The following is a 26,844-nucleotide window of genomic DNA, read 5'->3' on the forward strand; positions in this document are numbered from 1 at the left end:
CACGTCTATACTGTCGCAATCAAACAATAATGGAGACAACCATGGAGTTCACACCCTGGGACAACCCGATGGGCACCGACGGCTTTGAATTCGTCGAGTTTGCCGCGCCGGACCCGAAGGCAATGGGCGAGCTGTTCGAAAAGATGGGCTTCACCGCCATCGCCCGCCACCGTCACAAGGACGTGACCCTGTACCGCCAGGGTGAGATCAACTTCATCATCAACGCCGAGCCGGATTCGTTCGCGCAGCGCTTCGCGCGCCTGCACGGCCCGTCGGTGTGCGCGATTGCGATCCGCGTGCAGGACGCCGCCTTTGCCTACAAGCGCGCGCTCGAGCTGGGCGCCTGGGGCTTCGACAACCAGAACGGCCCCATGGAACTGAACATCCCCGCCATCAAGGGCGTGGGCGACTCCCTGCTGTACCTCGTGGACCGCTGGCGCGGCAAGGGCCAGCCGGGGGCGATTGGCGACATCAGCATCTACGACGTGGACTTCGTGCCCATCGACGGCGCCGACCCGCACCCGGTCGGCAACGGCCTGACCTACATCGACCACCTGACGCACAACGTCTATCGCGGCCACATGAAGGAGATCGCCGAGTTCTACGAGAAGATCTTCAACTTCCGCGAGATCCGCTATTTCGACATCAAGGGCAAGCTCACCGGCCTCACGTCCAAGGCCATGACTTCGCCGTGCGGCAAGGTGCGCATCCCGATCAACGAGTCGGCCGACGACAAGTCGCAGATCGCGGAATACCTGGACGAGTACCGTGGCGAGGGCATCCAGCACATCGCGCTGGGGACCGACAACGTGTACGGCTCGGTGCAGACCATGAAGGACGCCGGCATCCCGTTCCAGGACACGATCGACACCTACTACGAGCTGGTGGACCGCCGCCTGCCGGGCCACGGCGAGAACGTGGACGAGCTGCGCCGCCTGCGCATCCTCATCGACGGCAGCACGCCGGAAAACGGCAGCAGCCAGCTGCTGCTGCAAATCTTCACCCAGAACGTGATCGGCCCGATCTTCTTCGAGATCATCCAGCGCAAGGGCGACCAGGGCTTCGGCGAGGGCAACTTCCGCGCGCTGTTCGAATCGATCGAGCTCGATCAGATCCGCCGCGGCGTGCTGAAAGACCCGGCCACCGCGTAAGCGCCGCAACATAAAAACCGTCGTCCCCGCGAAGGCGGGGACCCATGCTGAGCGTCCTGTCACGCGGCCTATGGATCCCCGCCTTCGCGGGGACGACGTTTTGAAGCCGCGGGCTCAAGACACCGCGCTAAGGACAACGGAGACACCCCAATGAACGCACCGCAGGAACGCGCGGCCCTCGCGCCCGCGCACGAGATCACGCTCGACGACAAATGGACGCTGGAGCGCGGCAAGGCCTTCATGACCGGCACCCAGGCGCTGCTGCGCCTGCCGATGCTGCAGCGTGAGCGCGACGAGAAGGCTGGCCTGAACACCGCAGGCTACATCACCGGCTACCGCGGCTCACCGGTCACGCAGATCGACCAGACTGCGATGAAGACCAAAAAGCACCTCGAGGCGCACCACGTCCACTTCCATCCCGGGATGAACGAGGACCTGGCCGCCACCGCGGTGTGGGGCTCCCAGCAGTCGAACCTGTTCGAAGGCGCGAAGTACGACGGCGTGTTCGCCATGTGGTACGGCAAAGGCCCGGGCGTGGACCGCTGCGGCGACGTCTTCAAGCACGGGAACAACGCCGGCAGCGCCCAACACGGCGGCGTGCTGGTGCTGGCCGGCGACGACCACGCGGCCAAGTCGTCCTCGACCGCGCACCAGTCCGACCACATCCTGCACCATTGCGGCATTCCGGTGCTGTACCCGGCCACCATCCAGGAGTACATCGACTACGGCCTGCACGCCTGGGCGATGAGCCGCTACACGGGCCTGTGGGTGTCGATGAAGTGCGTGACCGACACCATCGAATCCGGCGCCGTGGTGGACCTGGACCCGGACCGCGTGCAGATCGTGACGCCGCTTGACTTCGAGATGCCGCCGGGCGGCCTGAACCTGCGCTGGCCGGACGCGGTGCTCGACCAGGAAGTGCGGATGACCAACCACAAGTGGTACGCCGCGCTTGCCTACGCCCGCGCCAATAAGCTGAACCGCATCATCTGGGACAGCCCGCGGCCGAAGATCGGCATCATCACCGCCGGCAAATCCTACGTCGACACGCGCCAGGCGCTGGCCGACCTGGGCATCGACGAGCAGGCCGCCGCCGACATCGGCCTGCGCCTGTACAAGATCGGCATGACCTGGCCGCTCGAAGCGGAAGGCGTGCACGAGTTCGCGCGCGGACTGGACGAGATCATCGTGGTGGAAGAAAAACGCCAGGTGCTCGAGTACGCGCTCAAGGAAGAGCTGTACAACCTGCCGGACGGCGAGCGCCCGCGCGTGGTCGGCAAGTTCGACGACACCGGCGAGTGGAGCAACAAGAACCGCATGGGCCACGGCGACTGGCTGCTGCCCGCGACCTACGAGCTGAACCCGGCGCAGATCGCGCGCGCCATCGCCTCGCGCATTTCGCACTACTGCGCCGGGCATCCGGTAGAGCAGCGCGTCAAGGAGCGCATCGCCTTCCTCGAAGCCAAAGAGCTGGTCCTGAAGAGCATTCCGACCAAGGCCAACCCCGAGACCGACCGCATCCCGTACTTCTGCTCCGGCTGCCCGCACAACAGCTCGACCAAGGTGCCGGAAGGCTCGCGCGCGACCGCCGGCATCGGCTGCCATTACATGGTGCTGTGGATGGACCGCGAGACCTCGACCTTCACTCACATGGGCGGCGAGGGCGTGCCCTGGATCGGCCAGGCGCCGTTCACCAGCGAAGGGCATATCTTCTCCAACCTGGGCGACGGCACCTACTTCCACTCCGGCAGCCTGGCGATCCGCGCCGCGGTGGCGGCCAAGGTCAACATGACCTACAAGATCCTGTACAACGACGCGGTGGCGATGACCGGCGGGCAGAACGTGGACGGCCCGCTCGACCCGGGCAAGATCTCGCGCCAGCTCGCCGCCGAAGGCGTGACCCCGATCGTGGTGGTGACCGACGAGCCTGAAAAATACCCGGACGATTATCCGTGGGCCGCCGGCGTGACAGTGCGCCACCGCTCCGAGCTGATGGAGGTGCAGCGCGAGCTGCGCCAGGTGAAGGGCGTGTCGGCCATGATCTACGACCAGACCTGCGCCTCCGAAAAGCGCCGCCGCCGCAAGAAGGGCGCCTACCCGGACCCGGCCAAGCGCGCCGTGATCAACGAAGCCGTGTGCGAAGGCTGCGGCGACTGCTCGAAGCAGTCCAACTGCCTGTCGGTCGAGCCGCTCGAGACGGAACTGGGCCGCAAGCGCCAGATCAACCAGTCCTCGTGCAACAAGGACTTCTCGTGCGTGACCGGCTTCTGCCCGAGCTTCGTGACCGTTGAAGGCGGCGGCCTGAAGAAGCCGAAGAAGGCCGCGCAAGGCGAAGCGTCGATGCCGCTGCTGCCGATGCCGCAGGTGCCAGCGACCACCACCCCGTTTGGCATCCTGGTCACCGGCATCGGCGGCACCGGCGTGGTCACCGTCGGCCAGATCCTGGCGATGGCCGCGCACGTCGAAGGCAAGGGCGCGCTGGTGCTGGACATGAGCGGCCTGGCCCAGAAGGGCGGCCCGGTGATGTCGCACGTGAAGCTGGCCGACCGCCAGGAAGACCTGTACTCGACCCGCGTTGGCACCGGCAGCGCCGACCTGGTGATCGGCTGTGACCAGATCGTGACCGCGAGCCGCGACGCGCTCTCGCGCATGGGCGAGGGCCGCACCTGGGCCGTGGTCAACGGCACCGGCGCCACCACGGCCGCCTTCATCAAGGATCCGAACTGGCAGTTCCCGGCCGAGGGGTCGCGCGGCGCCATCGTGCAGGCCGTTGGGAGCGGCAACGTCGATTTCGTCGATGCCGGCCACATGGCCACCACGCTGCTGGGCGATTCGATCGCCACCAACATGTTCATGCTCGGCTACGCCTTCCAGAAGGGCCATGTGCCGCTCACCGAGGCGTCGCTGATGAAGGCGATCGAGCTGAACGGCGTGTCGGTCGCATTCAACAAGGCCGCCTTCAACTGGGGCCGCACCGCCGCGCATGACCTGTCGATGGTGGCCAAACTGGTCACGCCGGCCAAGGTCATCGAGTTCAAGCGCGCGCAGGGCCTGGACGAAATCGTCGAACGCCGCGTCGCGCTGCTGACGGCTTACCAGAACGCCGATTACGCAAAACAGTATAAATCGTTTGTCGAGAAGGTCCGCGCCGAGGAAGGCAAGCTGGGCAGCGGCACTCGCCTGGCCGAGGCGGTGGCCAAGTACCTGTACAAGCTGATGGCGTACAAGGACGAGTACGAGGTGGCGCGCCTGTACACCGACCCGGCGTTCAAGGAAAAGATCGGCGCCATGTTCGAAGGCGACGTCAAGCTCAAGTTCCACCTGGCGCCGCCGCTGTTCGCCAAGCGGGACAAGGAAGGGCACCTGGTCAAGCAGGAGTTCGGTCCGTGGATGATGAAGGCGTTCGCGCTGCTGGCCCGGCTCAAGGGCCTGCGCGGCACGCCGCTCGACATCTTCGGCTACACCGGCGAACGCAAGACCGAGCGCGCGCTCATCCAGCAATACCGCGAAACGGTCGAGGCGCTGCTGGGCAGGCTCAATGCCGAGAACCTTGGGCAGGCGGTGGCGATCGCCAGCATCCCGGAAGAGATCCGCGGCTTTGGCCACGTCAAGGAGCGCAACCTGAAGGCGGCCAAGGCGAAGGAAGCCCAGCTGGTGGCGGCCTTCCACGCCGCGCCCGGCGCAGCCCCGCAGGCGGCCTGAAGCGGGAGCGGCGCGTCTCGTAGGGTGGGCAGGTTTTCCTGCCCACGCGGTGATACGCGCCGTGTGCCCGGACTTAACGCTTATCGCGGCCAGATGCCATCCGTTTGCGAAATCTCATCCATCGTGGATGAAATGTCCCCGATTTCCAACGGTTACAGATCGTTGCAACTACCGGCAGGCGGCCCCGACTATAATCGGAAGCATGAAACTGGACTTCCTGCGCCCTGGTCGTTCGACCCTCGCCACTCGCCTGATCCCTTCCGTACTCGCCGCGGCGTTGCTGCTGGCTGGCTGCGGCGGCGGAGGCGGTTCCCCCAACATTGGCGGTCCCACCGGTTCCGGCGGTGACGGCGGTACCACCACCCAGCCGCCGCCACCGACGGGGAACGACACGCCGGACCCGATCCCCGACATCAACACGGTCTTCTCGACCTACTGGAACTCGTGCGCAGTACCGCGCACCGGGCTGGACGCGAGCGGCAAGCCGTACCCGGACCGCCAGGGCACGCTGCTGGACGAGCTCAAGTTCCTGCGCGGCTGGGCCGACGCCTTCTACCTCTGGTACAAGGAAATCCCGACCAACATCCACATGGCGGATTACACCAATGCGCTGGACTACTTCGCGGTGCTCAAGACGCCCGAGCTGACCGCGTCGGGCAAGCCAAAGGACAAGTACCACTTCACCTACCCGACCGCCGAGTGGGAGTCGCTGAACAACGGCATCGACCTTGGCTACGGCATTACCTGGTCGCGCGGGAGCGCCACGGCGCCGCGCACCTGGATCGCTACCGTCGTCGAGCCGGGCTCGCCGGCCGCCGCCGCCGGCATCCAGCGCGGCGACCTCTTGATCACGCTGGACGGCGTCGACTTCGTCAACGCGACCGACAAGGCATTGGTAGACAAGATCAACGCCGGGCTCAATCCCGAGGTCGAGGGCTCGGTCCATACGTTCACCCTGCGCCGCAACGGGACCAATTACGACGTGTCGATGAAGGCAGCGCAGGTGAACGTGGCGCCGGTGAAGACCGTCAAGGTCATCGATACCGCGGCGGGCAAGGTCGGCTATATCGACTTCCAGAGCCATAACAACGTCTCGGAAAAGCAGCTGATCGATGCCATCAGCCAGCTCAAGACCGCCGGCGTGAGCGACCTGGTGCTGGACATGCGCTACAACGGCGGCGGCCTGCTGTACGTGGCCAGCGAACTGGCGTACATGATCGCCGGCCCCGGCCCCACCAGCGGCAAGGTGTTCGAGCAGCCGGTCTACAACGACAAGACCGCGCCGCAGCCGGCGATCGGGTTCCGCACCACCGCCTACGGCTTTTCCGCGCCGATCCCCGCCAAGGCGGGCAGCGCGCTGCCCTACCTGGGCCTGAAGCGCGTGACGGTGCTGACGACGGCCGGCACCTGCTCGGCGAGTGAATCGGTGATCAACAGCCTGCGCGGCGTGGATGTCGAAGTGAACATTATCGGCGGCCAGACCTGCGGCAAGCCGTACGCCTTCACGCCGACGCCGAACTGCGGCACCACCTACTTCTCGATCGAGTTCAAGGGCGCGAACCAGAAAGGCTACGGTGACTATACCGACGGCATGGCGCCTACCTGCAGCGTGGGCGACGACATGACCCATGCGCTTGGCGACCCGGCCGAAGGGCTGCTCGCGGCCGCGCTGTCGTACAACGCCACCGGGACCTGCCCGGCCTCGTCCTCGTCGCGCGCTATGCAGCAACCGCTGCAACTGGTGCGGCCGCAGGCGGCCGAGGTGGCGGTCATGCCCGACCGGCATTAAGCCGCCTGCTTGTTGTCCCGGCGAAAGCCGGGACCCACAGGCAGTCTCCGGAGTCAGCAGACTGCGCCTCACGACATGGGGCCCGGCTCGCGCCGCGCCGACAACAGGGCTGGCCGCACCTTCAACCCGTCTATAATCATCGGCTTTGCAACCTACCTGCCGGAGCTTGCCGATGATCCGTCCCGCCGTATTGACTGCCCTGCTGGCCGCAGTGCCCCTGGCGCACGCCGCGCCCGACCTGTCCACCGTCTCCGAGCGCTCCGGCTTTGCGCGCACCGGCCGTTATGAGGAAGTGGTCAAGCTGTGCGCCGCGTTCCAGCAGGCCTGGCCGCGGCAGGTCAAATGCGTCGAATTCGGCCGCACCCCGGAAGGCAGGCCGATGCTGGCGCTGGTCGCCAGCAGCAGCGGTGCATTGACCGCGCAGGCCGCGAAAAAGCAGGGGCTGCCCGTCACGCTGATCCAGGGCGGCATCCACGCCGGCGAGATCGACGGCAAGGACGCCGGCTTCCTCGCGCTGCGCGAGGTGCTCGAAGGGCGCCTGGCCAAGGGCGTGCTTGACAAGCAGGTGCTGGTGTTCGTCCCCGTCTTCAACGTCGATGGCCACGAGCGCTTCGCCAAATGGAACCGCCCCAACCAGCGCGGACCGGTCGAGATGGGCTGGCGCACCACCGCCCAGAACTTCAACCTGAACCGCGACTACATCAAGGCCGACGCGCCCGAGATGCAGGCCATGCTGGCGCTGGTGAACGCCTGGGACCCGCTCACCTATGTGGACCTGCACGTGACCGACGGCGCCATGTTCCAGCACGACGTGTCGATCCAGGTCGAGCCGGTGAACTCGGGCGACCAGCAGTTCCGCAAGGACGGGCTGGCCCTGCGCAGCGGCGTCATCGCCGACATCAGCCAGCAGGGCTCGACGCCGCAGTCGTACTACATGTCGTTCGTGAAGACCGACGACCCGTCATCCGGCTTTGCCGACGCGGTGTACGAGCCGCGCTTCTCGACCGGCTACTTCCAGCTGCGTAACCGCATCAGCCTTCTGGTCGAAACCCACTCGTGGAAGGATTACGCCACGCGTGTGCGCGTGACCCACAACACCGTGGTCTCGATCCTGCAGCAGGTGGCGAAGAACGGCAGGCAGTGGCAGCAGGACGCATGGGCCGCCGACATGCGCGCGCAGAAGCTGGCCGGCAGCCTGGTCCCGCTGTCGTACAAGACCACCGACAGGACACGCATGGTGGACTTCCAGGGCTATGCCTACACCCGCACCCAGTCCGAAGTGTCGGGCATGATGATGACCCATTACGACGAGACCAAGCCGCAGGTCTGGCACGTGCCGCTGCGCGACGAGGTGGTGCCCGATGCACAGGTGACGGCGCCCGGCGCCGGCTACATCGTGCCGGCCGCGTTTGCGGAGATGGTCGGCAAGAAGCTCAGGCAGCACGACATCGCCTTCAAGGTGCTCGGCCGCGCGCAGGACAAGGCCGACGTCGAGACCTTCCGCGCCGAGCAGGCCAGCTTTTCGAAGACCTCGTTCGAGTCGCACCAGCGCTTGACCGTGCAGGGCGCGTGGAAGCCTGAACCGCGCGCGATCCCCGCGGGCTCCTTGTTCGTGCCGATCGCCCAGGCCAAGGCGCGCCTGGTGATGGCGCTGCTGGAGCCGCAGGCGCCGGACTCGTTGCTGGCCTGGGGCGAGTTCAACAACGCCTTCGAGCGCAAGGAGTACATGGAAGAGTACGTGGCCGAGGACGTGGCGCGCGATCAGCTGGCGGCCGACCCGGCGCTGGCCGCCGAGTTCAGGCGCAGGCTCGACACCGACGAGGCGTTCGCAAAGAACCCGCATGCACGCCTGGAGTTCTTCGCGCGCCGCCATCCGTCGTGGGACGAGCGCCTGAACTTGTATCCGGTGATGCGCACCGACGCTGCGCTGTAAGCCTCACGGCTGGCGCGGTTCAACCGTCGCTGACTCTTCACGCAGGCGCCGCGCCTGCTGCGCCTTGAACTCGGCCACCGGCCCGTAGTGGCGCGGGCGCGTGCCGCGCGCGACCTGCTGGCGCGGCACGAACAGCGTGATCTGGGCGCCGATGTCCTCGAACACTTCGACCGGCGCGAAACGCCGTTCGATCTCTTGCGACACCGACTCGGACGGATCGTACAGGTCGGCCCGGCGCTCGATCAGCCAGATGCGGCGGTAATGCGGCACCATTGCGCGCACGCGCTGAACGTCGGGCAGGTCCACGGCTGGCGCGCCCAGGTTGCCGACGTAGCGCCGGTCCATGCCGGGCGCGGGAAATGGCCGCGGCAGGTACACGATCTCGGCCGCCATGTGGGTGCGCTCCAGGTAGTAGTCGATCGACGGCTGCACTTCGTTGGGAAAGGCGATCACGAGGTCGCCCGGCTGGGCACGCGCCGCGATCATGGTGACCATCTCGCGCCAGTTCTCCATGATCTTGAAGTAGTACCGGTAGGTGGCCCAGCTCATGGCCGCGAGCGTGATGGCGATGGCCAGCTTGCGCAGCGGCGGGCGCAGCGCAAACGCGCCCAGCGCCATCGTGGCCATCATCAGCGGCGCCAGCCACTCGAACAGCCGGGCCAGGAAGATCGGCTTGATGAAGTAGCTGTAGGCCGCCATCGTCAGCGGCGCCACCGCGAACAGCAGCACCAGGTGCCAGGCCAGGTCGCGCCGTCGCTGCCACAGCCAGTAGATGCCGGCCAGCCCGAGCAGCGCCGCCGGCGCCTTGATCGCCTTGCCGCCCGCGGCCAGCACCCAGGCCGAGGGCAGCCCCGACGGCGTGAACTTGATCCAGTAGGCCAGTTGCGACACCCCCTCGCCCTGCTTGAGGAACATCGGCAGGAACGGCAGCCAGATCAGGAACGCGCCAAGTCCTGCCGCGCCCACCAGTACCAGCTGCTGCCCGCGACGCTGCGGCGCCTGCCGCGCCAGCGCGCATGCCAGCGCGGTCCAGATACCGAATGCGACAAAGATGCCGGTGTTGTGCAGCCACAGCGTCAGGCCGGCGGACACGGCCAGCAGCCCCGCCCACGTCCACGTCCGCCGCGAGAATCCGGCGCGGCTTTCGTGCAGCAGCATGAACGAGCAGAAGATCGCGACCGCGGCGGTGAGCGTTTGCAGCGCGTACGGCCGGGCGTCCTGCGCGAACTGCACGTTGCCCGCGTTCAGGGCAAGGAACAGGGCGCCCAGCAGCCCGACGCGCTCGGCCAGCGGCCCCAGTCGTGCCAGGCGCGGCGCGAGCGCCATGAACAGCACGGTGGCCAGGCTCGCCAGCACCGACAGCGAGCGCAGGCCGGCCTCGCTGGAGCCGGCAAGCAGGCGCCAGCCCTTGAGCAGCGTGTAGTAGAACGGTGGATGGGTTTCGTACAGCGGCACCCGGGTCCACAGATCGTGCAGCGGCACCGCCGAGAACCAGGCGCTGTAAGCTTCGTCCAGCCACAGCGAACGGCTGGCCAGCGCGGGCAGCCGCACCAGCAGTGCGATCGCGCATGCGGCGGCGCAGAGCGTCCAGAATTGCCGCGGCGTGAGCGGGCAGCGCTCGTCGAGCACCTCGTCCAGCGGCCAGCGCTTCACACGCAGCGGCAGCGACGCATCTACCTTGGGTTGGAGCGGAAGGTCCATCGCGAATTCACCAGGAAGGTTAGGGTCAGGAGCAGCGCAGTCACGAGCGCCTGCGCAGCCAGCCACGGCACGCGCAGCCAGCGTGTGAGCAGCGCCATGGCCAGGCCGTTGGCCGCCGCGGCGGCAAGCGCCGTGGCGCCGAACCGCCACGCCGCCGGCAGCGTGGCCCGGCGCCGGAAGGTCAGGCGCGCGTTGAGCAGGAAGTTGATGCCCGCGCCAACCAGCGCACCGCACATCGACGCCAGGTCGGGCGCCAGCCAGGCCGCCCACACCAGCGTGGCCAGCACCGCGTAATGCCCGGCTGTACCGACCGCGCCGGCCGCCGCGTACAGCACGAACCGGGGCAGGGCGACGTGTTCAGGCATTCGCAGCCCGCTGCTCGTAGCGCCGCCGGATCAGGTACACCGGCCGCTTCTTCGATTCCAGGTAGATGCGCCCGACGTACTCACCCAGCACGCCGATGCCGATCAGCTGGATTCCCCCCAGCAGCAGGATGGCGGTGGCGAGCGAGGCGTAGCCCGGCACGTCCACGCCGTAGAGCAAGGTGCGCAGCACCAGCCAGGCCGCGCGGCACAGCGCGAAGAAGGCGACTGCCACGCCCACATAGGTCCACACCCGCAGCGGTAGCGTGGAAAAGCTGGTGAAGCCCTCGACCGCGAAGTTCCACAGCTTCCAGCCCGAGAACTTGCTTGCGCCCGCCGCACGCGGGGCGCGCGCGTATTCCACCACAGCGGTGCGAAAGCCGACCCACGCGAACAGCCCTTTCATGAAGCGGCGGCATTCGGGCAGCCGCTTGAGCGCCTCGCCCACCTCGCGCGTGAACAGGCGGAAGTCGCCCACGTTCTCGGGAATCTGCAGGTCCGCGACCGCGTTGTGCATGCGGTAGAACCAGCGCGCGGTCAATTTCTTGAGCGCGGAATCGGCATCGCGGTTGCAGCGCCGGGCCAGCACCACGTCGTAGCCCTCACGCCATTTCTCGACCAGCGCGGCAATGACGGAGGGTGGGTCTTGCAGGTCGGCGTCGAACGGCACGATGAGGTCGCCGCGCGCCTCGTCGATGGCGGCCGACAGCGCCGCCTCCTTGCCGAAGTTGCGCGTCAGGTCCACCACGCGCACGCGCGGGTCCTGCTGCGCGATCGCCACCAGCTTGTCGAGGGTGGCATCGGCGCTGCCGTCGTTCACGCACAGCACCTCGAAACGGATGTCGGCAATGCGTTCCAGCTCGGGGATCACCTGGCCGAAGAACACCTCGACCATCTCGGCCTCGTTGTAGAACGGTACGACGAGCGACAGCAATGGATGTGCATCACCTTTGCGCCACGGCGACGGCTTCGCACCGGCCAGCGCGGGATCGGCCGGCCTTTCGTTTAGCGAGCGCATGTCAGGCCCCCCCTGCGAGCAACGCCGGGGGCGTCGCTGGTTCAACGATGACTCGTTTGACTGAGCAGGGTGGGGTGAGTTCGGCGCGCGCTGCGCGCGGGCAGCCGGCGTGGGGCTACCGGCCGGTCAGCACAGCTTGCCGTCGAAGGGGTCCGTGATGGTCTGGTTGGCGTAGTCGATGCCGGACAGCTCGCGGAACTGCTGCATCGTGCGCACATTGCCCAGGCCATAGGCGCCCGGCAGGCCGTCGCCCATCAGCAGGCGGTTAAGGCGTTGCTTGGCGCGCTCCTGCAGGTAGCTTGAACGGAACGCGCGCCGCGCCTCGCTCTCGCCATGCCAGTGGTGGGTGGTGTAGGCCGTGCCCTCGCTCTTGTACAAGTGGTACACGGGAATGAGCAGTGGATGGAAAATGTCCCAGCCGCGGGTGAACGCACGCACCGCCAGGCTTTGCTCCTCGCCATGGAAGTACAGGTAAGGGTCGTACGGCACTTCCTCGACGAAGGCGCCGGCCGCGAACAGGAAGCCGGCCGACACGTGGCAGCCCAGCACCGGCTCGTCGGTGAACAGGTGGCGCGCCATGAAGCGCAGCACGGCGTCCTCGGCGGACGGGTTCTTTTCCGGGTGCGGACGCAGCACCAGCGCGGTGCGGCCTTCGTTTTTCATCGGCTGCGGCACGCCGTCCACGAAGTCGAAGCGGTACGGGTAGGTGCTGACCACCGGCTTGGCCGAGCGCATGCGCAGCTTGGCGTGCTGCGCCAGCAGTTTGCTGTCCCAGTCCTGCTCGAACAGCATGTGCGAATCGATCTGCAGCAGGTAGTCCTCGCCATCGTACAGCGAGAACGCCACGTTGCGTGCCCACGACACACCCAGCGTGTCCTCGGGGTGCAGGTGGACGTAGCGCACCTGGCGCGCGAACGGCAACGCCGCAATGGCCGCGCGCTGGTCCTCTGTGTTCTGGTCCACCACGGCGAATGCCAGCCGCTCGGGATGGCTGGCCTTGGCCACGGCATCGTTCAGGGTGAAAAACAGCATCGGGTCGAGGTAGGACGCGATGCTCAGGAAGATGGTCTCTTTCATGCTTGGTTCACTGCGTTGAAAGGGTCATGCAACATGCCGCTGGCCTCAGCCCAGCGACCTGGCCAGCGCCTCGTCCAGTTCGCGCGCGCGGGCAATGGCCGGGCGGCTGTTGACACGGCGGATGTATTCGTCGATTTCGGGCAGGTCCGGCACCAGTTTGAAGGCCGTGGTCCAGGCCAGTGCACCGCCCCACAGCACGTCGGCCGCGGTGAAGCGCTCGCCCAGCAGCCAGGGGCCGGCGCGCAATTGCCCGGTCAGCGCCGCCAGCATCGTGTCGTAGTCGCCGTACGGGCTGCTGCTGCGCTGGCCGCCCTCGCGCTGCATCGAACGGTCCATCACGGCCGGCTCGAAGCACGAGCCGTAGAACACCGTCCAGCGCAGGTAGGGGCCGCGCAGCGGGTCGCCGATGGCCGGCGCCAGGCCGGCGCTGGCGTACAGGTCGGCCAGGTACAGGAAGATCGCCGGCTGCTCGGTCACGATCGCGTCGCCGTGCCGGATCGCCGGCACCTTGCCCATCGGGTTGATCGCCAGGTAGGCCGGCTCGCGCTGCTGGTTCTTGTTCATGTCCAGCACGTGCAGGTCGTAGCTGGCGCCAAGCTCCTCGAGCAGGGCGCGTACGCCGCGGGAACGCGAACGGGGTGAATGGAACAGGGTGACATGTTGGTCCATCGGATGTCCTCCAGTGGCGGGTGGCCGGCCGCGGTGCAGCCCATCCGCGGATGGTAGCACGGCCGCTACCGCTGCGCGCACGGCTGCGCTAACTTCTAGTAAGGCATGCTCAAGGTGTGAGTTTCGGTGAGAAACGCAGGAGAGCGCGGCCGGCGGCGGCATGGCCACCGCAGGCGCTGCCACCGCGCCTAGTGCGCGGCGGACGGCGGCAGGGAGGTGAGCCGCACAGTCGCCACCGCGCCGCCCGCCGCCGGCGCCAGCTGGTACAGCCGGTCGTATTCGTCGTCCGCGATGTCGGCGCCCGGTGTGCCGCCGAACAGGCGCACCAGCTCGAGCACGGTGTTGGAATGCCCGACCACCAGCACCGCGCCGCTGAGCGCCCTGACCCTGTCCACCAGTGCCTTCGGCTCACGCGGGTCGTAGGTTTCCACTGCCAGGGCGTTGCGCTGCGCCAGCGGCTGGGCGGTCTGGCGTGTGCGCACGTAAGGCGTGCTGAACACGTGGGTGATGCCGGTGTGCTGCAGGATTGCCGCGATGTTGCGCGCCCGTGCCTGACCCTCGGCCGTCAGTTCCGGGTCCTTGCCGGTGGCCGCCTTTTCGGCGTGACGCACGAGGTAGATGGCGGACGGTTCGGCCAGCGCGGCCAGCGGCGCCAGCAGCGCGGCGGCCAGCGGAAGGGAGTGCAGCAAGCGTTTCATGACGGTCCTTTGCGGGTTCTCAAGCCGGCGATGCTACCACGGCCGAGCTGGGCCGCTGAATGCACGGCTCAGATCCCGGCGTACCACTCGTAGCCGAGATCTTCCCAGTACCCGCCCTTGCCGCCGCGGATGCCATCGAGCCGGTCCACCAGCACGATGCGCATCAGGTACTTGGCGTGCTTGTAGCCCAGCTGCCGCTCGACCCGCAGGCGCAGCGGGGCGCCGTTCGCGACCGGCAGGGGCTCGTCGTTCAGGCCGTAGGCGAGGATGGTTTGCGCATGCCGCGCCTCGCGCAGGTCCAGGCTTTCGTAGTAGGTGGACTGCGGCGCGGTGCGGTCCGAGCCATCCATCGGGTCGGCGCAGTGGAACACCACATAGCGCGCCTGCGGCAGCGGGGCGGCAAGGTCGAGCACGCGCGCCAGCGGCACGCCGGTCCACTTGGCGATTGCGCTCCAGCCCTCGACGCAGTCGTGCCGCGTGACTTGGGTGCGCGAGGGCAGCGTCTTCAATTGCGCCAGGCTGAGCTTGAGCGGCTGGCGCACCATCCCGCCCACTGCCAATGCCCAGTCGCGAAAGCCGCCGTTGGCCAGCTCGCGGTACAGCGCGCTGTCGGGCATCGATGTGCCGTTGCTGCGAAAGTCGGACGTGATGTCGTCCTCGGTAAACTCCTGCGCCAGCGCGTCCGGTCCAGTCAACAGATCTTGTGCCCAGCGGCTCAGGTACTGCGCCCGCCGCAGGAAGCCGGTGAAAGACGCGCTTTCGGACAAGCGGTCGCAGCCCGCCAGCGCGCCCGTCGCGAGCGTGCCGGCGGCCAGGCGCAGGAACTGGCGGCGCGGCGTGCTCACGGCGATGCCTCTTTGGGTAACTCGTAGGTGCCCGTGACCATCGAGCGCAGGTTGTTCCACAGCCCCGTGACGGCGACCTCGAAAAGGTGCACCACAAGGAAAGCCAGCAGCGTGAACGCGGCGATGAAATGCAGCGTGCGCGCCGACTGCCGCCCGCCCAGCAGGTCCACCCAGCCGGCGCCGACCAGCGTGTCTATGCGCGGCGACATCGCCAGTCCCGCCACCACGATCAACGGCAGCACCACGAAGATGACGAACAGGTAGGCCAGGTTCTGCAGCACGTTGTAGCGCCGCGCGGCCTCGCCGTGCGGATGGCGCAGGCGCAGGTGGTCGCGGATCGACGCGCCGATGCCGCGCAGCTCGCGCCGCGTGGGCAACAGGTCGCGCCGCAGGTGGCCGCTCGAGATCGCGTAGGTGACGTAGGCAATGCCATTGATAACGAAGACCCACGCGAAGAACAGGTGCCAGTTGCGCGCCGTGGCCAGGTACTGCGGCCCGGGGAGTGTGGCCCACGACGGGAATGCGCGCTCGACCTTGTTGCCGCTGCCGCCTACGCGCGAGGCGCCCAGCACGCCATCGGTGCCGAAGCGGTGGTCACCGACGAGCACCATGCCGTGCGGCTGGCCGTCCGCGCCGCGTTCGGCGGTAATCGAGAGCAGCGGCGCGTCGAAATCCGATTCTCGGCCCCAGTACAGGCTGGGATGCGCGTTGAAGATGCCCAGCCCGCTCATCAGCATGACGAAGAAGCAGATTGCGTTCGTCCAGTGCATGATCCGCACGGGCAGGCGATGGCGGTAAATCCGTTGCCTGCTGTCGGATGGGGGGCGTGACATAAAGACTCCGAATCGAGGTTCAGAGCCTTGGACTGCGAAAACTTGGGGATGTTGCGTTGCCCGGCCGAGGCCGGGCAGGGATCAGCGGCGCTGCAGCGAGATCGTATTGGTCTCCGGCGTTGAGCACGGCTCCTCGTCGAACGCGATGTCGCCGTTGGGATTGGCCACTCCGTCGGCCTTGATGTCGATAAAGCCGAACAGCGAGCGGTCCATCAGGTGCGACGGCACCACGGTGGACAGCGCCGAGAAGATGTTCTCCACGCGCCCCGGATGCTTCTTCTCCCACTCGCGCATCAGGTTCTTGATTTGCTTCCTCTGCAGGTTCTCCTGCGAGCCGCACAGGTCGCACGGGATGATCGGGAACTGCTTGACCTCGGCGTAGCGCGCGGTGTCCTCTTCCTTCACGTAGGCCATCGGGCGGATCACCATGTGCTTGCCGTCATCCGACACTAGTTTGGCCGGCATGCCCTTGAGCTTGCCGCCGAAGAACATGTTGAGGAAGAAGGTCTCGAGGATGTCGTCGCGGTGGTGGCCCAGCGCGATCTTGTTGCAGCCTAGTTCATCGGCCACGCGGTACAGGATGCCGCGGCGCAGGCGCGAGCACAGCGAGCAGGTGGTCTTGCCTTCCGGGATCAGGCGCTTGACGATGCTGTATGTGTCCTGGTTCTCGATGTGGAACGGGATGCCCAGCTTGCTCAGGTAGCCCGGCAGCACGTCGGCCGGAAAGCCCGGCTGCTTCTGGTCCAGGTTCACGGCCACGATGTCGAAGTGGATCGGCGCGCGCTCGCGCAGCGTCATCAAGATGTCGAGCAGGGCGTAGCTGTCCTTGCCGCCGGACAGGCACACCATCACCTTGTCGCCGTCCTCGATCATGTTGAAGTCGCCGATGGCCTGGCCCACCAGGCGGCACAGCCGCTTGTGCAGCTTGTTGTTCTCGTGCGCGATCTTGTCGATCTGCTTGGCGGACAGTTCCGCGCTCAGTGCTTCAGTCATGCTCAATCCTTGATCTGGAAAACTTCGACGCCCACGCCCTCGCAGTCGGGATACACGTCCGGCTTCATGGTCGACACGCGCACCGCGCGCACCAGCGGGTGCGACAGCATCGAGCGCGCGACGTCGTCGCACAAGGTCTCCTGCAGGTGCACGTGGCCCTGGGCCATGCGGCGCGCGATGGTCTCGCGCATGAAGTCGTAGTCCACCACTTCCGACAGCTGGTCGGCTTTCGGCGTGGACTGCGCCAGCGGGATGTACAGGTCGACGTTGATCAGCACGCGCTGCTCGCCTTTCTTTTCGAAGTCGTGCACGCCAATGTTGACCATGACTTCGTAATTGCGCAGGAACAGCCGGCGGCAATCGCGCAGGCTGGGGTGGAACAGGGCGGACATCATAAAAGGTGGTCTCTTGAGGTTGTGCCGGACAGCCGGCGCTTCAATTGGTCAGGAACATCACGTCACGCGCCAGCGGCACCAGGTGCTGGCCGCCATCGACCAGCAGGGTGGTGCCGGTCAGCGCGCGTGCCGTGGCCGCGTACACCACGGCGTCGGCGACGTCGTCAAGGGTCGAGGAACGGCCCAGCGGCGTTTGCTGGTGCGCCTTGGCGAAGCCTTCCTCGGTCTGGTCGCCCGACACCATCGTGATGCCGGGCGCCACGCCGACCACGCGCACCGTGGGCGCCAGCGCCTGGGCCAGCATCGTGGTGGCGGTGTGCAGCGCCGACTTCGACAGCGTGTACGACAGAAAATCGGGGTTGAGATTGTACAGTTTCTGGTCGAGCAGGTTAATCACCACGGCCTGGCTGCCCTGCGGCGTGGCCGCGTGCAGCGCCTGCGCCAGCAGCAGCGGCGCGGCCAGGTTGGCCTGCATGTGCGCGGCCAGCAGGGCGGGCGAGAAGGTGGTCGCGCTGTCGTACTCGAACAGCGATGCATTGTTGACCACGCAGGTGACCCGGCCCAGCGCCGCGGCCGCGCGCGCGGGCAGGGCGCGCACCTCGTCTTCCTGCGCAAGGTCGGCCGCCAGCAGGTGCGCGCGGCGGCCCAGCGCGCGGATCGCTTCGGCGGTTTCCTCGGCTTCGCGTGCCGAGGCGCGGTAGTGCACCGCCACGTCCCAGCCGGCGCGCGCCAGCGCGAGCGCGATCGCGCGCCCGATGCGCTTGCCGGCGCCCGTCACCAGCGCCACCTGCGGTTTGTCGTCGTGTTGGTTCATCAGCTGTGCATGCGTCATCTGTCGGCAGCAGTCGATTCTCGTTACAATGCCGGCATGTCCCTACCTGCACCAGATCCCGACGCGCTGGCCGCGTCCTCGGCCTTGCATCGCCTGATCGGCGAGGAAATCGAACAGCAAGGCGGCGCCATTGCCTTCTCGCGCTTCATGGAGCTGGCCCTGTACGCGCCGCGCCTGGGCTACTACAGCGGCGGCGCCGCCAAGCTTGGAGCCGAGGGCGACTTCACCACCGCGCCCGAGATCACGCCGCTGTTCGGCGCGGCCCTGGGGCGCGTGGCAGCCGCTATTATCGCCCAAAGCGCGCCCAACATCATCGAATTCGGCGCCGGCACCGGCAAGCTGGCGCGCGACGTGCTCACCAGCCTGGCACAGCAAGGCGTGCAGGTGGACAGCTACACCATCATCGACCTGTCCGGCGAACTGCGCGCGCGCCAGCAGGACCTGCTGCGCGACTTTCCGATGGTGGCATGGGCCGACACGCTGCCCGAGGGCTTTTCCGGCGTCGTGCTGGCCAACGAGGTGCTCGACGCGATGCCGGTGGAGCTGGTGGTCAAGGCGCAGCACGGCTGGCGCCGCCGCATGGTCACGCTGCAAGACGGCGCCTTCGCCTGGGTCGATGCCGAGCCCGACGGTGCGCTGGCCGCACAGGTCCTGCGCCAGGTGCCGGACGCGGACAGCCTGCCCGACGGCTACGTGACCGAGGTGCATCCGGTCGCGTGCGGCTTCATGGCCTCGCTCGCGCGGCTGTTCGAGGGCGGCCGCGGCGCCGCCATCCTCATCGACTACGGTTTCCCGGCCCACGAGTATTACCACCCGCAGCGCGACACCGGCACCGTGATGTGCCACTACCGCCACCACGCCCACCCCGAGCCGTTCTACCTGCCGGGCCTGCAGGACATCACGGCGCACGTGGACTTCACCGCCATGGCGCTGGCCGCCCAGGATGCGGGGCTGGATGTGCTGGCCTACATGCCGCAGGCCGCGTTCCTGCTTGCCGCCGGCATTGGCGAGCTGCTGCTGCAGACCGACCCGGCCGACGCGCTGCGCTACCTGCCGCAGGCGCGCGCGCTGCAAAAGCTGGTTGCCCCCAGCGAAATGGGCGAATTGTTCAAGGTGCTGGCGGTGGGCCGCGGGGTAAGCCTGCCCGACACAATCGTGCGCGCCGACCGCAGCTACAAGTTGTAGACTTGCCAACACATTGCGCAGCGGATAGCCGTCCGGCAGCGCTGGACGGTGGCGTGGGGATCAGGATCGGCTATCATAAAGTCAAGAATGATGGCGCACGCCCCCCGCACAGCTGGATAATCCATGGCCAAGATCCACACCCACTATGACAACCTGAAGGTGTCGCGCCAGGCGCCGCAGGAGGTCATTCGTGCGGCGTACAAGGCCCTGAGCCAGAAATACCATCCCGACAAGAATCCCGGCGACGAAAAGGCCGCGCGCATCATGGCCATCGTCAACACCGCCTACAACACGCTGTCCGACCCGGTGCGCCGCAAGGAGCACGACGAATGGATCGCGGCCGAGGAGTGGGAAGTCGAGTGGCTGGAAAGCACCAGAACCGAGGAGGGGCGCGAGCGCGCCAGGCACGAAGCCTGGGAAGCGCAGCCGGTGCCGAGCCACCCGCGCCGGCGCCTGCTGCGCGACGCGCGCTGGTGGCTGGGGATGTCGGTGTGCTTCGTGGCCGGCGCCGCGACTTCGCTGCTGCTGGCCCCTCCGTCGAGCCTGCTGCCGTCGGCCCTGGCCTGGGGCGGCAAGGCGATCGGGGTGCCGGTCCAGCGGCCCGACCCGGTGTCCGACCCGGGGCGCGACGGCTGGGCGATCCCCTACGGCGCCGACGCGCGCGACCCGGCGCCGGACATCAAGGCGCTGGCCGTGACCCAGCTGGTGGTGCCGGCGCGCGCGCCGGACTGCGAAACCGACCTGCAAAGCCTGGTCGCGCCCAACGGCGACCCCTGGCCGGTCCAGTCCGGCTACCTGACCGGCTACCCGGTGGGCAACATGGGCGACGAGATGCAGGTGGTGGTGGACAACAGCGCCAATCCGTCCCCGGTGTTCGTCAAGATCTACGACCTGGACCGGCGCGCCAACGTGCGCCATGCCTACGTGCAGGGCAGGGGGCGCCTCGTCATCGACAAGCTGGCCGCCGGCAAGTACGAAGTGCGCTACCAGAACATCCTTTCCGGCAGCGTCCACGGCGAGTGCGTCAACGGCCGCCGCACGGCCCAGCGCCAGGCTCCAGCCGCCTCCTGAACCGGTTTTCCGGCCCCGACTGTCGTTTTTCTCCACGGTTTTCGCTTAGTTTTGCGTTTTGTCCAGCCGGATTGAATATTTTCTTGTCTCCGTCGTAATATACTTGCTCCGAGACAAACAAACGCGGCTGCGGCCGCCCGAACGCCCCGGCAGGGGCGGCCTCACATCGGAATGAACTGGACATGAACCAACTGGACGGACTGTCGGCCCTGATCATCGATCCCAACGCTGGCATGCGCACCAGCGTCCAGAACATGCTGACCATGATTGGCCTGTCCACCATCACTGGGGTGGCCAGTTCCAACCAGGCGATCAAGCAGGTGGCCGCCAAGCCATATGACCTGATCCTGTGCGAGTATGAACTGGGCGGCGGGCAGGATGGCCAGCAGCTGCTGGAAGACCTGCGCCACCACCGCCTGATCCCGCTGTCGACCATGTTCTTCATGGTCACGGCCGAGGGCGATTACGGGCGCGTGGTCAGCGCCGCCGAGCTGGCGCCCACCGACTACATCCTCAAGCCGTTCAATGCCGACCGCCTGCTCGAGCGCATCACGCGCGCGCTGGAGCGCCGCCGCGCCTTCATGCCGGCGCACACCCTGATCGACGCCGGCCACCAGCGTGAGGCGATCGCCGCCTGCCTGGAGGCCGAGCAGGCGTTCCCGCGCTACGCGCTCGAGTTCCAGCGCCTGCGCGCCGAGCAGCTGATGCTGCAGGGCGAATTCGACCAGGCCGAGCCGATCTACCGCGCGCTGGCCGAGGAAAAGCAGATCCCGTGGGCGCGCCTTGGCCTGGCCAAGACCCTGTTCGAGCGCGCCCGCTACGACGAGGCGCAGGCCATCCTGGAGGAGCTGGTCGCCTCCAACAAGAACTTCGTCGACGCCTACGACTGGCTGGCGCGCACCCACGCCGCGCTGGGCGCGCTGGACAAGTCGCAGGGCGTGCTGGCCGACGCGGTCGCGGTGTCGCCGCACGTGGTGCGCCGCCTGCGCACGCTGGGCGAGACCGCGCTGGCCGCGGGCGACGCCGACACCGCCGAAAAGTCACTGCGCCAGGTCGTCACCAAGGCCAAGTATTCGGAATTCCGCGATCCCGAGGATCACGTCAAGCTGGTGCGCGCGCTGGTGACCAAGAACGAGCCCGACCAGGCCGCCGCCGTGATCCGCGACCTGGACCGTTCGCTCGGCGGACAGAAGAACGCCAGCGCCTGCAGCGCGATCTCTTCCATGATGCTGCACCAGCACACCGGCAACACCGACCGCCTGAACGAATCGCTCAAGGCCGCGATGGCCGCCTGCAAGGACGCGCCCGAGCTGTCGCCCGAGCTGAAGCTGGAGCTGGCGCGCACCTGCCTGGCCAACGGCATGGAGGAGGGTGCGGCCGAAGTAGTGCGCGACGTGATGCGCAACGCCAGCGGCGACGCGGCGATGGCCAAGGCGATGGACGTGCTGCAGCAGGCCGGCCACGGCGAGATGGCGGCGCGCCTGGCGCAGGAGACCCGCCAGCAGGTGGTCGACCTGGTCGCGTCCGGCGCGGCCAAGGCGCGTGCCGGCGACTACCTCGGCGCGGTCGAACTGATGCAGGAAGCGGCCGCCAAAATGCCGGGCAACCCGGCGGTGGCGTTCAACGCGGCGCTGGCCATCCTGCGCTGCCTCGAGCACGCCGGCTGGGACGACAAGCTCGCTGCCAGCGTGCCGGGCCTGGTGGACAGCGTGCGCCGCCTGGACGGGCGCAATCCCAAGCTGCCGGCGCTGGTCGCGTTGCACCAGCAGGTCCTCAGGAAGTACAACAAAGGCCCGCGCATCCGCAAAGCAGGGTAAGCATTCATGGCAGAGGGTATCCACAAGGAGCCGGCCGGCGGCGCACGCGACGTGCGGGGCAAGCTGCTGGCCAAAGTGAGCGGCGACGACGAGATGTTCGCGCTCGGCAGCTCGGTCGCGCGCGTGGTCCAGATGGCCACCTCGGACGACCAGGGCACGCACGACCTGGCCTACTACGTGCTGTCGGACGTGGCGCTGACCCAGCGTATCCTGCGCCTGTCGAACACGGTCACCTACCGCACCGCGTCCGGGCTGCCGGTGACCACGGTCTCGCGCGCCATTTCGCTGCTGGGCTTTGACACCGTCAAGACCGCCGCGCTGGCCATGATGCTGGTCGATGCGCTGGGCGCGAGCGCCCATGCCAACAGCGTGCGCGTCGAGCTCGAGGCCTCGCTGTGCGCCAGCCTGGTGGGCCGCGAGCTGGCCAAGAAGAGCCACTTCCAGGGCGCCGAGGAAGCCGCCATCGCGGCGCTGTTCAAGAACCTCGGCCCGCTGCTGGTGGCCTCGCACGCGCATGACAGCTACCGCGAGATCAACAAGCTGGCCGCGACCGGCAAGCACACCCTCGGCCAGGCCGCGCAGATGGTGCTGGGCTGCAGCTACGACGCGCTGTCCGAAGCGGTGCTGGGCGAATGGCAGATCCCCGACGTGATCGTGCGCGCGCTGACTGCGCCGCCGTCCGGCGTGCTCAAGGTGCCCGCCAACCGTGGCGACTGGATGCGCCAGGTGGCCGCGTTCGGCCTGGACGTGGCGCGCCTGGTCGCGCGCGCGGCCGAGCCGGGCGAGACCCCGGAGGCGCAGGCGCTGGTGGCGCGCTACGGCCAGGCGCTGGGCATCGGCAGGGGCGAACTGGAAGGGCTGTTCGCCACCGTGCGCGGCGAGATGGACAGCCTGCTCGAGAGCATGAACATGTCGCGCGCGCCCAAGGCCGACGAAGCGGCGCACGACGCGCCGGGCCTGCCCAGCGTGCTGCAGCAGGCCACGCTGGACGATGGCGGCGAACAGGAAGGCCGCCACGCCAGCGGCAAGCCGAAGAACGCGCGCGAGCAGCTGCTGTCCGGCCTGCAGGACGTGACCCAGATGCGCGCGGCCGGGAAGGCCAAGGTCAACGACGTCATCTTTGCGGTGCTCGAGACGCTGTACCTGTCGATGGGCTTTCGCTTTGCCACGGTGGTGCTCAAGGACCTGCGCCAGGGCCAGTACCGGGCGCGCGTTTCGTTCGGCGAGGAGCATGCGGCGCGCCAGGCCGGCTTTGCGTTCCCGCTCGAATCGCGGCGCGAGCTGTTCCACCTGGCGATGGAGAACGACGCCGACCTGATGATCGCCGACGCGGCCTCGCCCAAGATCCGCGAGCTGCTGCCGTCCTGGCACCGCGCGCTGCTGCCCGATGCCAGGAGCTTCATCGTGCTGCCGCTGGTGGTGAACAAGGTGCAGGTCGGCCTGTTCTACGGCGACCGCACGCGCACCGCGCCGGAAGGCGTGCCGCCCGACGAAACCGCGCTGATCAAGGCGCTCAAGAGCCAGGTACTGGCTGCGCTTGGGTCCTGAGGAACTCGCGGAACTCGCGCGCCGGCATCGGGCGCGCGAACAAAAAGCCCTGTCCCTCGTCACCGCGCTTGTCGCGTAAAAAGCCCCACTGCGCGTGGGTCTCGACCCCTTCCGCGATCACCGACAGCCCCAGCGAATGGGCCAGGCCAATGGTGGCCGCGACGATTACCGCGTCGTTCGGGTTGGTCTCGATGTCCTTGACGAAGCCGCGGTCGATCTTGATGCGGTCGATCGAGAACAGCTTCAGGTAGGCCAGCGACGAATAGCCGGTGCCGAAGTCGTCGATCGCCAGCTTGAAGCCGCGCGCGCGCAGCTGGCGCAGCAGGTGGCGCGTGCTTTCGGGGTCGCGCATCGCCGCCGTCTCGGTGATCTCCAGCTCCATGCGCGAGGGGTCGATGCGGTGCTGCGCCAGCAGCTGGTCCAGGCGGCTGAGCAGGGCGTCGCCCCCGAACTGGCGCGCCGACAGGTTCACCGCCAGGCGCATCCCGGCCAGGCCGTCGCGCTGCCAGTCGGCCAGCAGCTGCATCGAGCGCGACAGCACCCAGTCGCCCAGCGGCAGGATCAGGCCGCACTCCTCGGCGATCGGGATGAAGCGGCTCGGCTCGATCGCGCCCAGTTCCGGGTCGTGCCAGCGCAGCAGCGCTTCGGCGCCGATCACGCGGCCGGTGTCCAGCGCCACCTGGGCCTGCAGGTGCAGCTCGAAGCCTTCGCGCTCGAGCGCGGTCCACATGCGGTTTTCCAGCAGCAGGTGCTCATGGGTGGCGGCGTTCATCGCCTCGGAGAAGAACTGGAAGTTGCCGCGGCCCTCGCGCTTGGCCGCGTACATGGCGGTGTCGGCGTGGCGCAGCAGCGTGGCGCTGTCGTCGCCGTCGTCCGGGAACAGCGCCACGCCCACGCTGGCGCCGCTGTGCACCGTCACGCCATTGAGCTGGTAGGGCTCGGACAGTGACTGCACCACCCGCACCGCCACCAGCGACACGCTGTCCGGCGTCAGCGGTCCGCCCAGCACGATGACGAACTCGTCGCCGCCCAGGCGCCCGATCGCGTCCACGTTGCGCAGCAGGTCCTTCATGCGCGCGCTGGCCGCCACCAGCAGCTGGTCGCCGGCATGGTGGCCGTAGGAGTCGTTGATCTTCTTGAAGTGGTCCAGGTCGATGAACAGCAACGCCAGCGGCTCGCCGGAGCGGCGCGCGTGCGCGAGCTCTTCGTCCAGGCGCTTGCGCAGCGCGAAGCGATTCTCCAGTCCGGTCAGGCCATCGAAGTGGGCCAGCCGGTAGATCTTTTCCTGCGAGCGGTACTGCTCCGACAGGTCGTGCACGATGCACACGAACAGGTGCTCGGCCGCCAGCAGCACGCGCGACACCGAGATGGTGACCGGGAACGCTTCGCCGCGCGCGTTCACGGCCTTCAGGTCGCGCTCTTCCGGTGGCGCGCCGGCCAGCCGCGCCAGCAGCGCCGGGGCCGGTGCGCCTTCCGGCATCGCTACCAGCGCGCTGAACGGCAGGCCCGGCAGGTGCTGCGGCGGGTAGCCGAACAGCTTGGCGGTGGCGGCATTGCCGGATACCAGCCGCCCCTCGCGATCCACGGTGACAATGGCATCGCCCGCGTTGTCGAGGATCGCCTGCAGGCGCGCCTCGCGGTCGCGCAGGCGGGTGGTGCGGTCGCTGACGACGGCCTCGATGCGCGCGCGCTCGCCGCTGATGAGCAGCATCAGCGCGCCCAGCAGGCCGGTCATCAGGAGCCCCGCGGTGATCACGATCCAGCTGGCCACGCCGTACTGCGGCCCCGGCGTCAACTGGGTGAAGCGCAGCGCGTAGCGGCGCCCGGCAAACGACAGCGCGACCAGGAAGTCATCCGAGGTGGCGCGGCGCCCCACGCCCGTCACCGGCATGCTGACGCGATCGGTCACGTCGCGAAAGTCGAGCGCATAGCCGGACAGCCCGGCGGCGGCGGCGGCGCGCTGCTCCATGAACCGCGCATTAATGACCAGCACCAGCAAGCCGACCGGTGGCTCGCCCGGCTGGCCGACCGCCTTGAACAGGTCGATGCCGGGCATTGCGTTGATGACCAGTTTGATCGGCGCGGTGGCGGCAGGCGCGGGCGAGGCCAGCGCGCGGCGCACGGCCTGCGCCCGGTCCGGGTCGCTCAGGAAGTCGAGCCCGAGCGCCGACTTGTTGGACATCGGCGTGGTGTACAGGGCCGGGAAATACACCGGCCGGATGCCTGCCGGCCGGGTCGCGGTGCCAGGCCCGAGGTCGAGGATCGAGAAGCGCGGATCGACATTGTTGCGAGCCCAGTTCTCGAACACGGCGCGCTCGGACAGCTGCACCCGCACCGCCCAGTCGATGGCCTGCAGCTCGGGGCGGCCGTCCACGTAATTGCGGGCGATCACCAGGAATTTGTCGCGCGACAGCATGCGGCGCACGTCGCCGAGCGCCAGCGCGAAGGTCTGCACGAAGCGCACGTGCTCGTTGAACTCGGCCTGCAACAGGTCGGCCGTCTGCTGCGCGCGCAGGCGGAACGCGTGCTGGGCCTGGTCGTGCTCCCAGCGCACCGCCTGCTCGTAGGTGACCAGCACGGCGCAAGCGGCAACCACCAGCGGGAGCGCGACCACGCCCGAGCGCCGCCGCCACAGCGAGCGCGGCAGCGCGCACACGATCCACGTCAGCGGCGCGGCCAGCAGCACGCCCAGGGTGTCGCCGGCCCACCAGTTGACCCAGGTGGCCAGCCGCGCATTCGGGGCGACCAGGCCGATGGCAGCCAGCACGCCGACATTGACGGTGGCGCTGATGACGCACGAGAGCGGCGCCATCAGCAGGAAGCGCAGCACGTCGCGCCCGGAGTCGATCGCCGGATCGACCCAGTGCCGGAACGCGCGCGCTCCGGCCCATGCCTGCAGCGTGGCCCCGGCCATGGTGCCGCCCACCGCCAGCGCGGCGCTGGCCCCGGCGGTGGCGCTGCCGGGCCAGCCGTCGGCCAGGTAGTAGGCCAGCAGCGGCCCCAGCGCCACCCCGGGCAGCACGCGCCAGCCGGCCAGCACTGTCAGCGCCAGGCTGACCCCGGCCGGCGGGAACACCGGGCTCGGGTAGCTAGGCGCCAGCGCGATCAGGCTGCCGAGCAGGGCCGTGGCCAGGTACATCGCCGCCGCCGCGGCATTGGCCAGCAGCAGCTGCGGCCAGCGCCACTGCGGGTATTGCGCTGGGGTCATCCACGCCCTCCGAATGT

General features: G+C 68.0%; 20 protein-coding genes. 8 read left to right on the forward strand and 12 right to left on the reverse strand.

Annotated features, from left to right (window positions below; all coding sequences use genetic code 11):
* Positions 1 to 41 precede the first annotated feature (41 nt).
* The 4 genes from hppD to NX774_RS15110 all read left to right on the forward strand — a co-directional run bounded on the left by hppD (position 42) and on the right by NX774_RS15110 (position 8,575).
* The gene (gene hppD / locus NX774_RS15095) at positions 42 to 1,151 is read left to right on the forward strand and encodes a 4-hydroxyphenylpyruvate dioxygenase (RefSeq protein WP_258823063.1); all 1,110 of its coding nucleotides are present in this window, start codon (positions 42 to 44) and stop codon (positions 1,149 to 1,151) included.
* A 150-nt stretch (positions 1,152 to 1,301) separates the two neighbouring features.
* Positions 1,302 to 4,853, forward strand: a complete 3,552-nt coding sequence (locus NX774_RS15100; RefSeq protein WP_258823064.1) for an indolepyruvate ferredoxin oxidoreductase family protein — start codon at positions 1,302 to 1,304, stop codon at positions 4,851 to 4,853.
* Positions 4,854 to 5,055: 202 nt separating this feature from the next.
* The gene (locus tag NX774_RS15105) at positions 5,056 to 6,642 is read left to right on the forward strand and encodes a S41 family peptidase (protein WP_258823065.1); all 1,587 of its coding nucleotides are present in this window, start codon (positions 5,056 to 5,058) and stop codon (positions 6,640 to 6,642) included.
* Positions 6,643 to 6,814: 172 nt separating this feature from the next.
* Positions 6,815 to 8,575, forward strand: coding sequence for a M14 family metallopeptidase (locus NX774_RS15110; protein ID WP_258823066.1), 1,761 nt, complete (start codon positions 6,815 to 6,817; stop codon positions 8,573 to 8,575).
* A 3-nt stretch (positions 8,576 to 8,578) separates the two neighbouring features.
* Here the strand turns inward: NX774_RS15110 and NX774_RS15115 are convergent, their stop codons facing one another.
* From NX774_RS15115 to NX774_RS15165, 11 genes are all read right to left on the reverse strand, one after another.
* Positions 8,579 to 10,276, reverse strand: a complete 1,698-nt coding sequence (locus tag NX774_RS15115) for a glycosyltransferase family 39 protein (RefSeq protein WP_258823067.1) — start codon at positions 10,274 to 10,276, stop codon at positions 8,579 to 8,581.
* Entirely contained in the window at positions 10,249 to 10,641 is a 393-nt protein-coding gene (locus NX774_RS15120) for a GtrA family protein (protein WP_258823068.1), read from the reverse strand. The genes NX774_RS15115 and NX774_RS15120 overlap by 28 nt, the downstream gene beginning before the upstream one ends.
* Positions 10,634 to 11,533, reverse strand: a complete 900-nt coding sequence (locus NX774_RS15125; protein WP_370660442.1) for a glycosyltransferase family 2 protein — start codon at positions 11,531 to 11,533, stop codon at positions 10,634 to 10,636. Before NX774_RS15125 ends, NX774_RS15120 begins: the two co-directional genes overlap by 8 nt.
* Positions 11,534 to 11,782: 249 nt before the next feature.
* Complete coding sequence (locus NX774_RS15130; protein ID WP_258823070.1) at positions 11,783 to 12,733, reverse strand: GlcNAc-transferase family protein; 951 nt, start codon at positions 12,731 to 12,733, stop codon at positions 11,783 to 11,785.
* Positions 12,734 to 12,778: 45 nt separating this feature from the next.
* The gene (locus NX774_RS15135) at positions 12,779 to 13,402 is read right to left on the reverse strand and encodes a glutathione S-transferase family protein (protein WP_258823071.1); all 624 of its coding nucleotides are present in this window, start codon (positions 13,400 to 13,402) and stop codon (positions 12,779 to 12,781) included.
* A gap of 188 nt (positions 13,403 to 13,590) precedes the next feature.
* A complete protein-coding gene (locus tag NX774_RS15140) occupies positions 13,591 to 14,100 on the reverse strand; it encodes a SixA phosphatase family protein (RefSeq protein WP_258823072.1) in 510 nt (169 codons plus the stop codon).
* A 68-nt stretch (positions 14,101 to 14,168) separates the two neighbouring features.
* Complete coding sequence (locus NX774_RS15145) at positions 14,169 to 14,945, reverse strand: molybdopterin-binding protein (protein WP_258823073.1); 777 nt, start codon at positions 14,943 to 14,945, stop codon at positions 14,169 to 14,171.
* Positions 14,942 to 15,778: a cytochrome b/b6 domain-containing protein gene (locus tag NX774_RS15150; protein ID WP_258823074.1), complete on the reverse strand. Its 837-nt coding sequence runs from the start codon at positions 15,776 to 15,778 to the stop codon at positions 14,942 to 14,944. The genes NX774_RS15145 and NX774_RS15150 overlap by 4 nt, the downstream gene beginning before the upstream one ends.
* 81 nt (positions 15,779 to 15,859) lie before the next feature.
* The gene (ttcA, locus tag NX774_RS15155; RefSeq protein ID WP_258823075.1) at positions 15,860 to 16,771 is read right to left on the reverse strand and encodes a tRNA 2-thiocytidine(32) synthetase TtcA; all 912 of its coding nucleotides are present in this window, start codon (positions 16,769 to 16,771) and stop codon (positions 15,860 to 15,862) included.
* Positions 16,772 to 16,773: 2 nt separating this feature from the next.
* The gene (locus NX774_RS15160; protein WP_258823076.1) at positions 16,774 to 17,166 is read right to left on the reverse strand and encodes a dihydroneopterin aldolase; all 393 of its coding nucleotides are present in this window, start codon (positions 17,164 to 17,166) and stop codon (positions 16,774 to 16,776) included.
* Positions 17,167 to 17,206: 40 nt separating this feature from the next.
* A complete protein-coding gene (locus NX774_RS15165) occupies positions 17,207 to 17,980 on the reverse strand; it encodes an SDR family oxidoreductase (RefSeq protein ID WP_258823077.1) in 774 nt (257 codons plus the stop codon).
* Positions 17,981 to 18,034: 54 nt separating this feature from the next.
* Between NX774_RS15165 and NX774_RS15170 the strand changes: the two genes are divergently transcribed.
* From NX774_RS15170 to NX774_RS15185, 4 genes are all read left to right on the forward strand, one after another.
* Positions 18,035 to 19,183 carry a class I SAM-dependent methyltransferase gene (locus NX774_RS15170; protein ID WP_258823078.1) on the forward strand — a complete coding sequence of 383 codons (1,149 nt, stop codon included), beginning with the start codon at positions 18,035 to 18,037 and terminating at the stop codon, positions 19,181 to 19,183.
* Between the two features lie 123 nt (positions 19,184 to 19,306).
* Entirely contained in the window at positions 19,307 to 20,254 is a 948-nt protein-coding gene (locus tag NX774_RS15175) for a J domain-containing protein (RefSeq protein ID WP_258823079.1), read from the forward strand.
* A gap of 182 nt (positions 20,255 to 20,436) precedes the next feature.
* Positions 20,437 to 22,071 (forward strand): tetratricopeptide repeat-containing response regulator, encoded by a 1,635-nt coding sequence (locus tag NX774_RS15180; RefSeq protein WP_258823080.1) that lies wholly within the window; start codon positions 20,437 to 20,439, stop codon positions 22,069 to 22,071.
* Positions 22,072 to 22,077: 6 nt separating this feature from the next.
* On the forward strand, positions 22,078 to 23,619 hold the full coding sequence (locus NX774_RS15185) for an HDOD domain-containing protein (protein ID WP_258823081.1): 1,542 nt from the start codon (positions 22,078 to 22,080) through the stop codon (positions 23,617 to 23,619).
* On the opposite strand, the gene NX774_RS15190 is transcribed toward NX774_RS15185, so the two are convergent.
* A complete protein-coding gene (locus NX774_RS15190) occupies positions 23,585 to 26,827 on the reverse strand; it encodes an EAL domain-containing protein (RefSeq protein WP_258823082.1) in 3,243 nt (1,080 codons plus the stop codon). The genes NX774_RS15185 and NX774_RS15190 overlap by 35 nt on opposite strands.
* Between the last annotated feature and the right edge of the window lie 17 nt (positions 26,828 to 26,844).

It is taken from the genome of Massilia agilis (assembly GCF_024756255.1).
GTDB lineage: Bacteria > Pseudomonadota > Gammaproteobacteria > Burkholderiales > Burkholderiaceae_D > Telluria > Telluria agilis.

What these genes read in the sequence shown, in the direction of transcription:
- NX774_RS15140 (WP_258823072.1), bottom strand. Translation starts at nt 14,100, where the DNA reads ATGAAACGCTTGCTGCACTCCCTTCCGCTGGCCGCCGCGCTGCTGGCG.
- NX774_RS15190 (WP_258823082.1), bottom strand. Translation starts at nt 26,827, where the DNA reads ATGACCCCAGCGCAATACCCGCAGTGGCGCTGGCCGCAGCTGCTGCTG.
- NX774_RS15165 (WP_258823077.1), bottom strand. Translation starts at nt 17,980, where the DNA reads ATGAACCAACACGACGACAAACCGCAGGTGGCGCTGGTGACGGGCGCC.
- NX774_RS15150 (WP_258823074.1), bottom strand. Translation starts at nt 15,778, where the DNA reads ATGTCACGCCCCCCATCCGACAGCAGGCAACGGATTTACCGCCATCGC.
- ttcA (WP_258823075.1), bottom strand. Translation starts at nt 16,771, where the DNA reads ATGACTGAAGCACTGAGCGCGGAACTGTCCGCCAAGCAGATCGACAAG.
- NX774_RS15105 (WP_258823065.1), top strand. Translation starts at nt 5,056, where the DNA reads ATGAAACTGGACTTCCTGCGCCCTGGTCGTTCGACCCTCGCCACTCGC.
- NX774_RS15170 (WP_258823078.1), top strand. Translation starts at nt 18,035, where the DNA reads ATGTCCCTACCTGCACCAGATCCCGACGCGCTGGCCGCGTCCTCGGCC.
- NX774_RS15180 (WP_258823080.1), top strand. Translation starts at nt 20,437, where the DNA reads ATGAACCAACTGGACGGACTGTCGGCCCTGATCATCGATCCCAACGCT.
- NX774_RS15185 (WP_258823081.1), top strand. Translation starts at nt 22,078, where the DNA reads ATGGCAGAGGGTATCCACAAGGAGCCGGCCGGCGGCGCACGCGACGTG.
- hppD (WP_258823063.1), top strand. Translation starts at nt 42, where the DNA reads ATGGAGTTCACACCCTGGGACAACCCGATGGGCACCGACGGCTTTGAA.
- NX774_RS15125 (WP_370660442.1), bottom strand. Translation starts at nt 11,533, where the DNA reads ATGGTCGAGGTGTTCTTCGGCCAGGTGATCCCCGAGCTGGAACGCATT.
- NX774_RS15175 (WP_258823079.1), top strand. Translation starts at nt 19,307, where the DNA reads ATGGCCAAGATCCACACCCACTATGACAACCTGAAGGTGTCGCGCCAG.
- NX774_RS15120 (WP_258823068.1), bottom strand. Translation starts at nt 10,641, where the DNA reads ATGCCTGAACACGTCGCCCTGCCCCGGTTCGTGCTGTACGCGGCGGCC.
- NX774_RS15110 (WP_258823066.1), top strand. Translation starts at nt 6,815, where the DNA reads ATGATCCGTCCCGCCGTATTGACTGCCCTGCTGGCCGCAGTGCCCCTG.
- NX774_RS15115 (WP_258823067.1), bottom strand. Translation starts at nt 10,276, where the DNA reads ATGGACCTTCCGCTCCAACCCAAGGTAGATGCGTCGCTGCCGCTGCGT.
- NX774_RS15130 (WP_258823070.1), bottom strand. Translation starts at nt 12,733, where the DNA reads ATGAAAGAGACCATCTTCCTGAGCATCGCGTCCTACCTCGACCCGATG.
- NX774_RS15135 (WP_258823071.1), bottom strand. Translation starts at nt 13,402, where the DNA reads ATGGACCAACATGTCACCCTGTTCCATTCACCCCGTTCGCGTTCCCGC.
- NX774_RS15160 (WP_258823076.1), bottom strand. Translation starts at nt 17,166, where the DNA reads ATGATGTCCGCCCTGTTCCACCCCAGCCTGCGCGATTGCCGCCGGCTG.
- NX774_RS15100 (WP_258823064.1), top strand. Translation starts at nt 1,302, where the DNA reads ATGAACGCACCGCAGGAACGCGCGGCCCTCGCGCCCGCGCACGAGATC.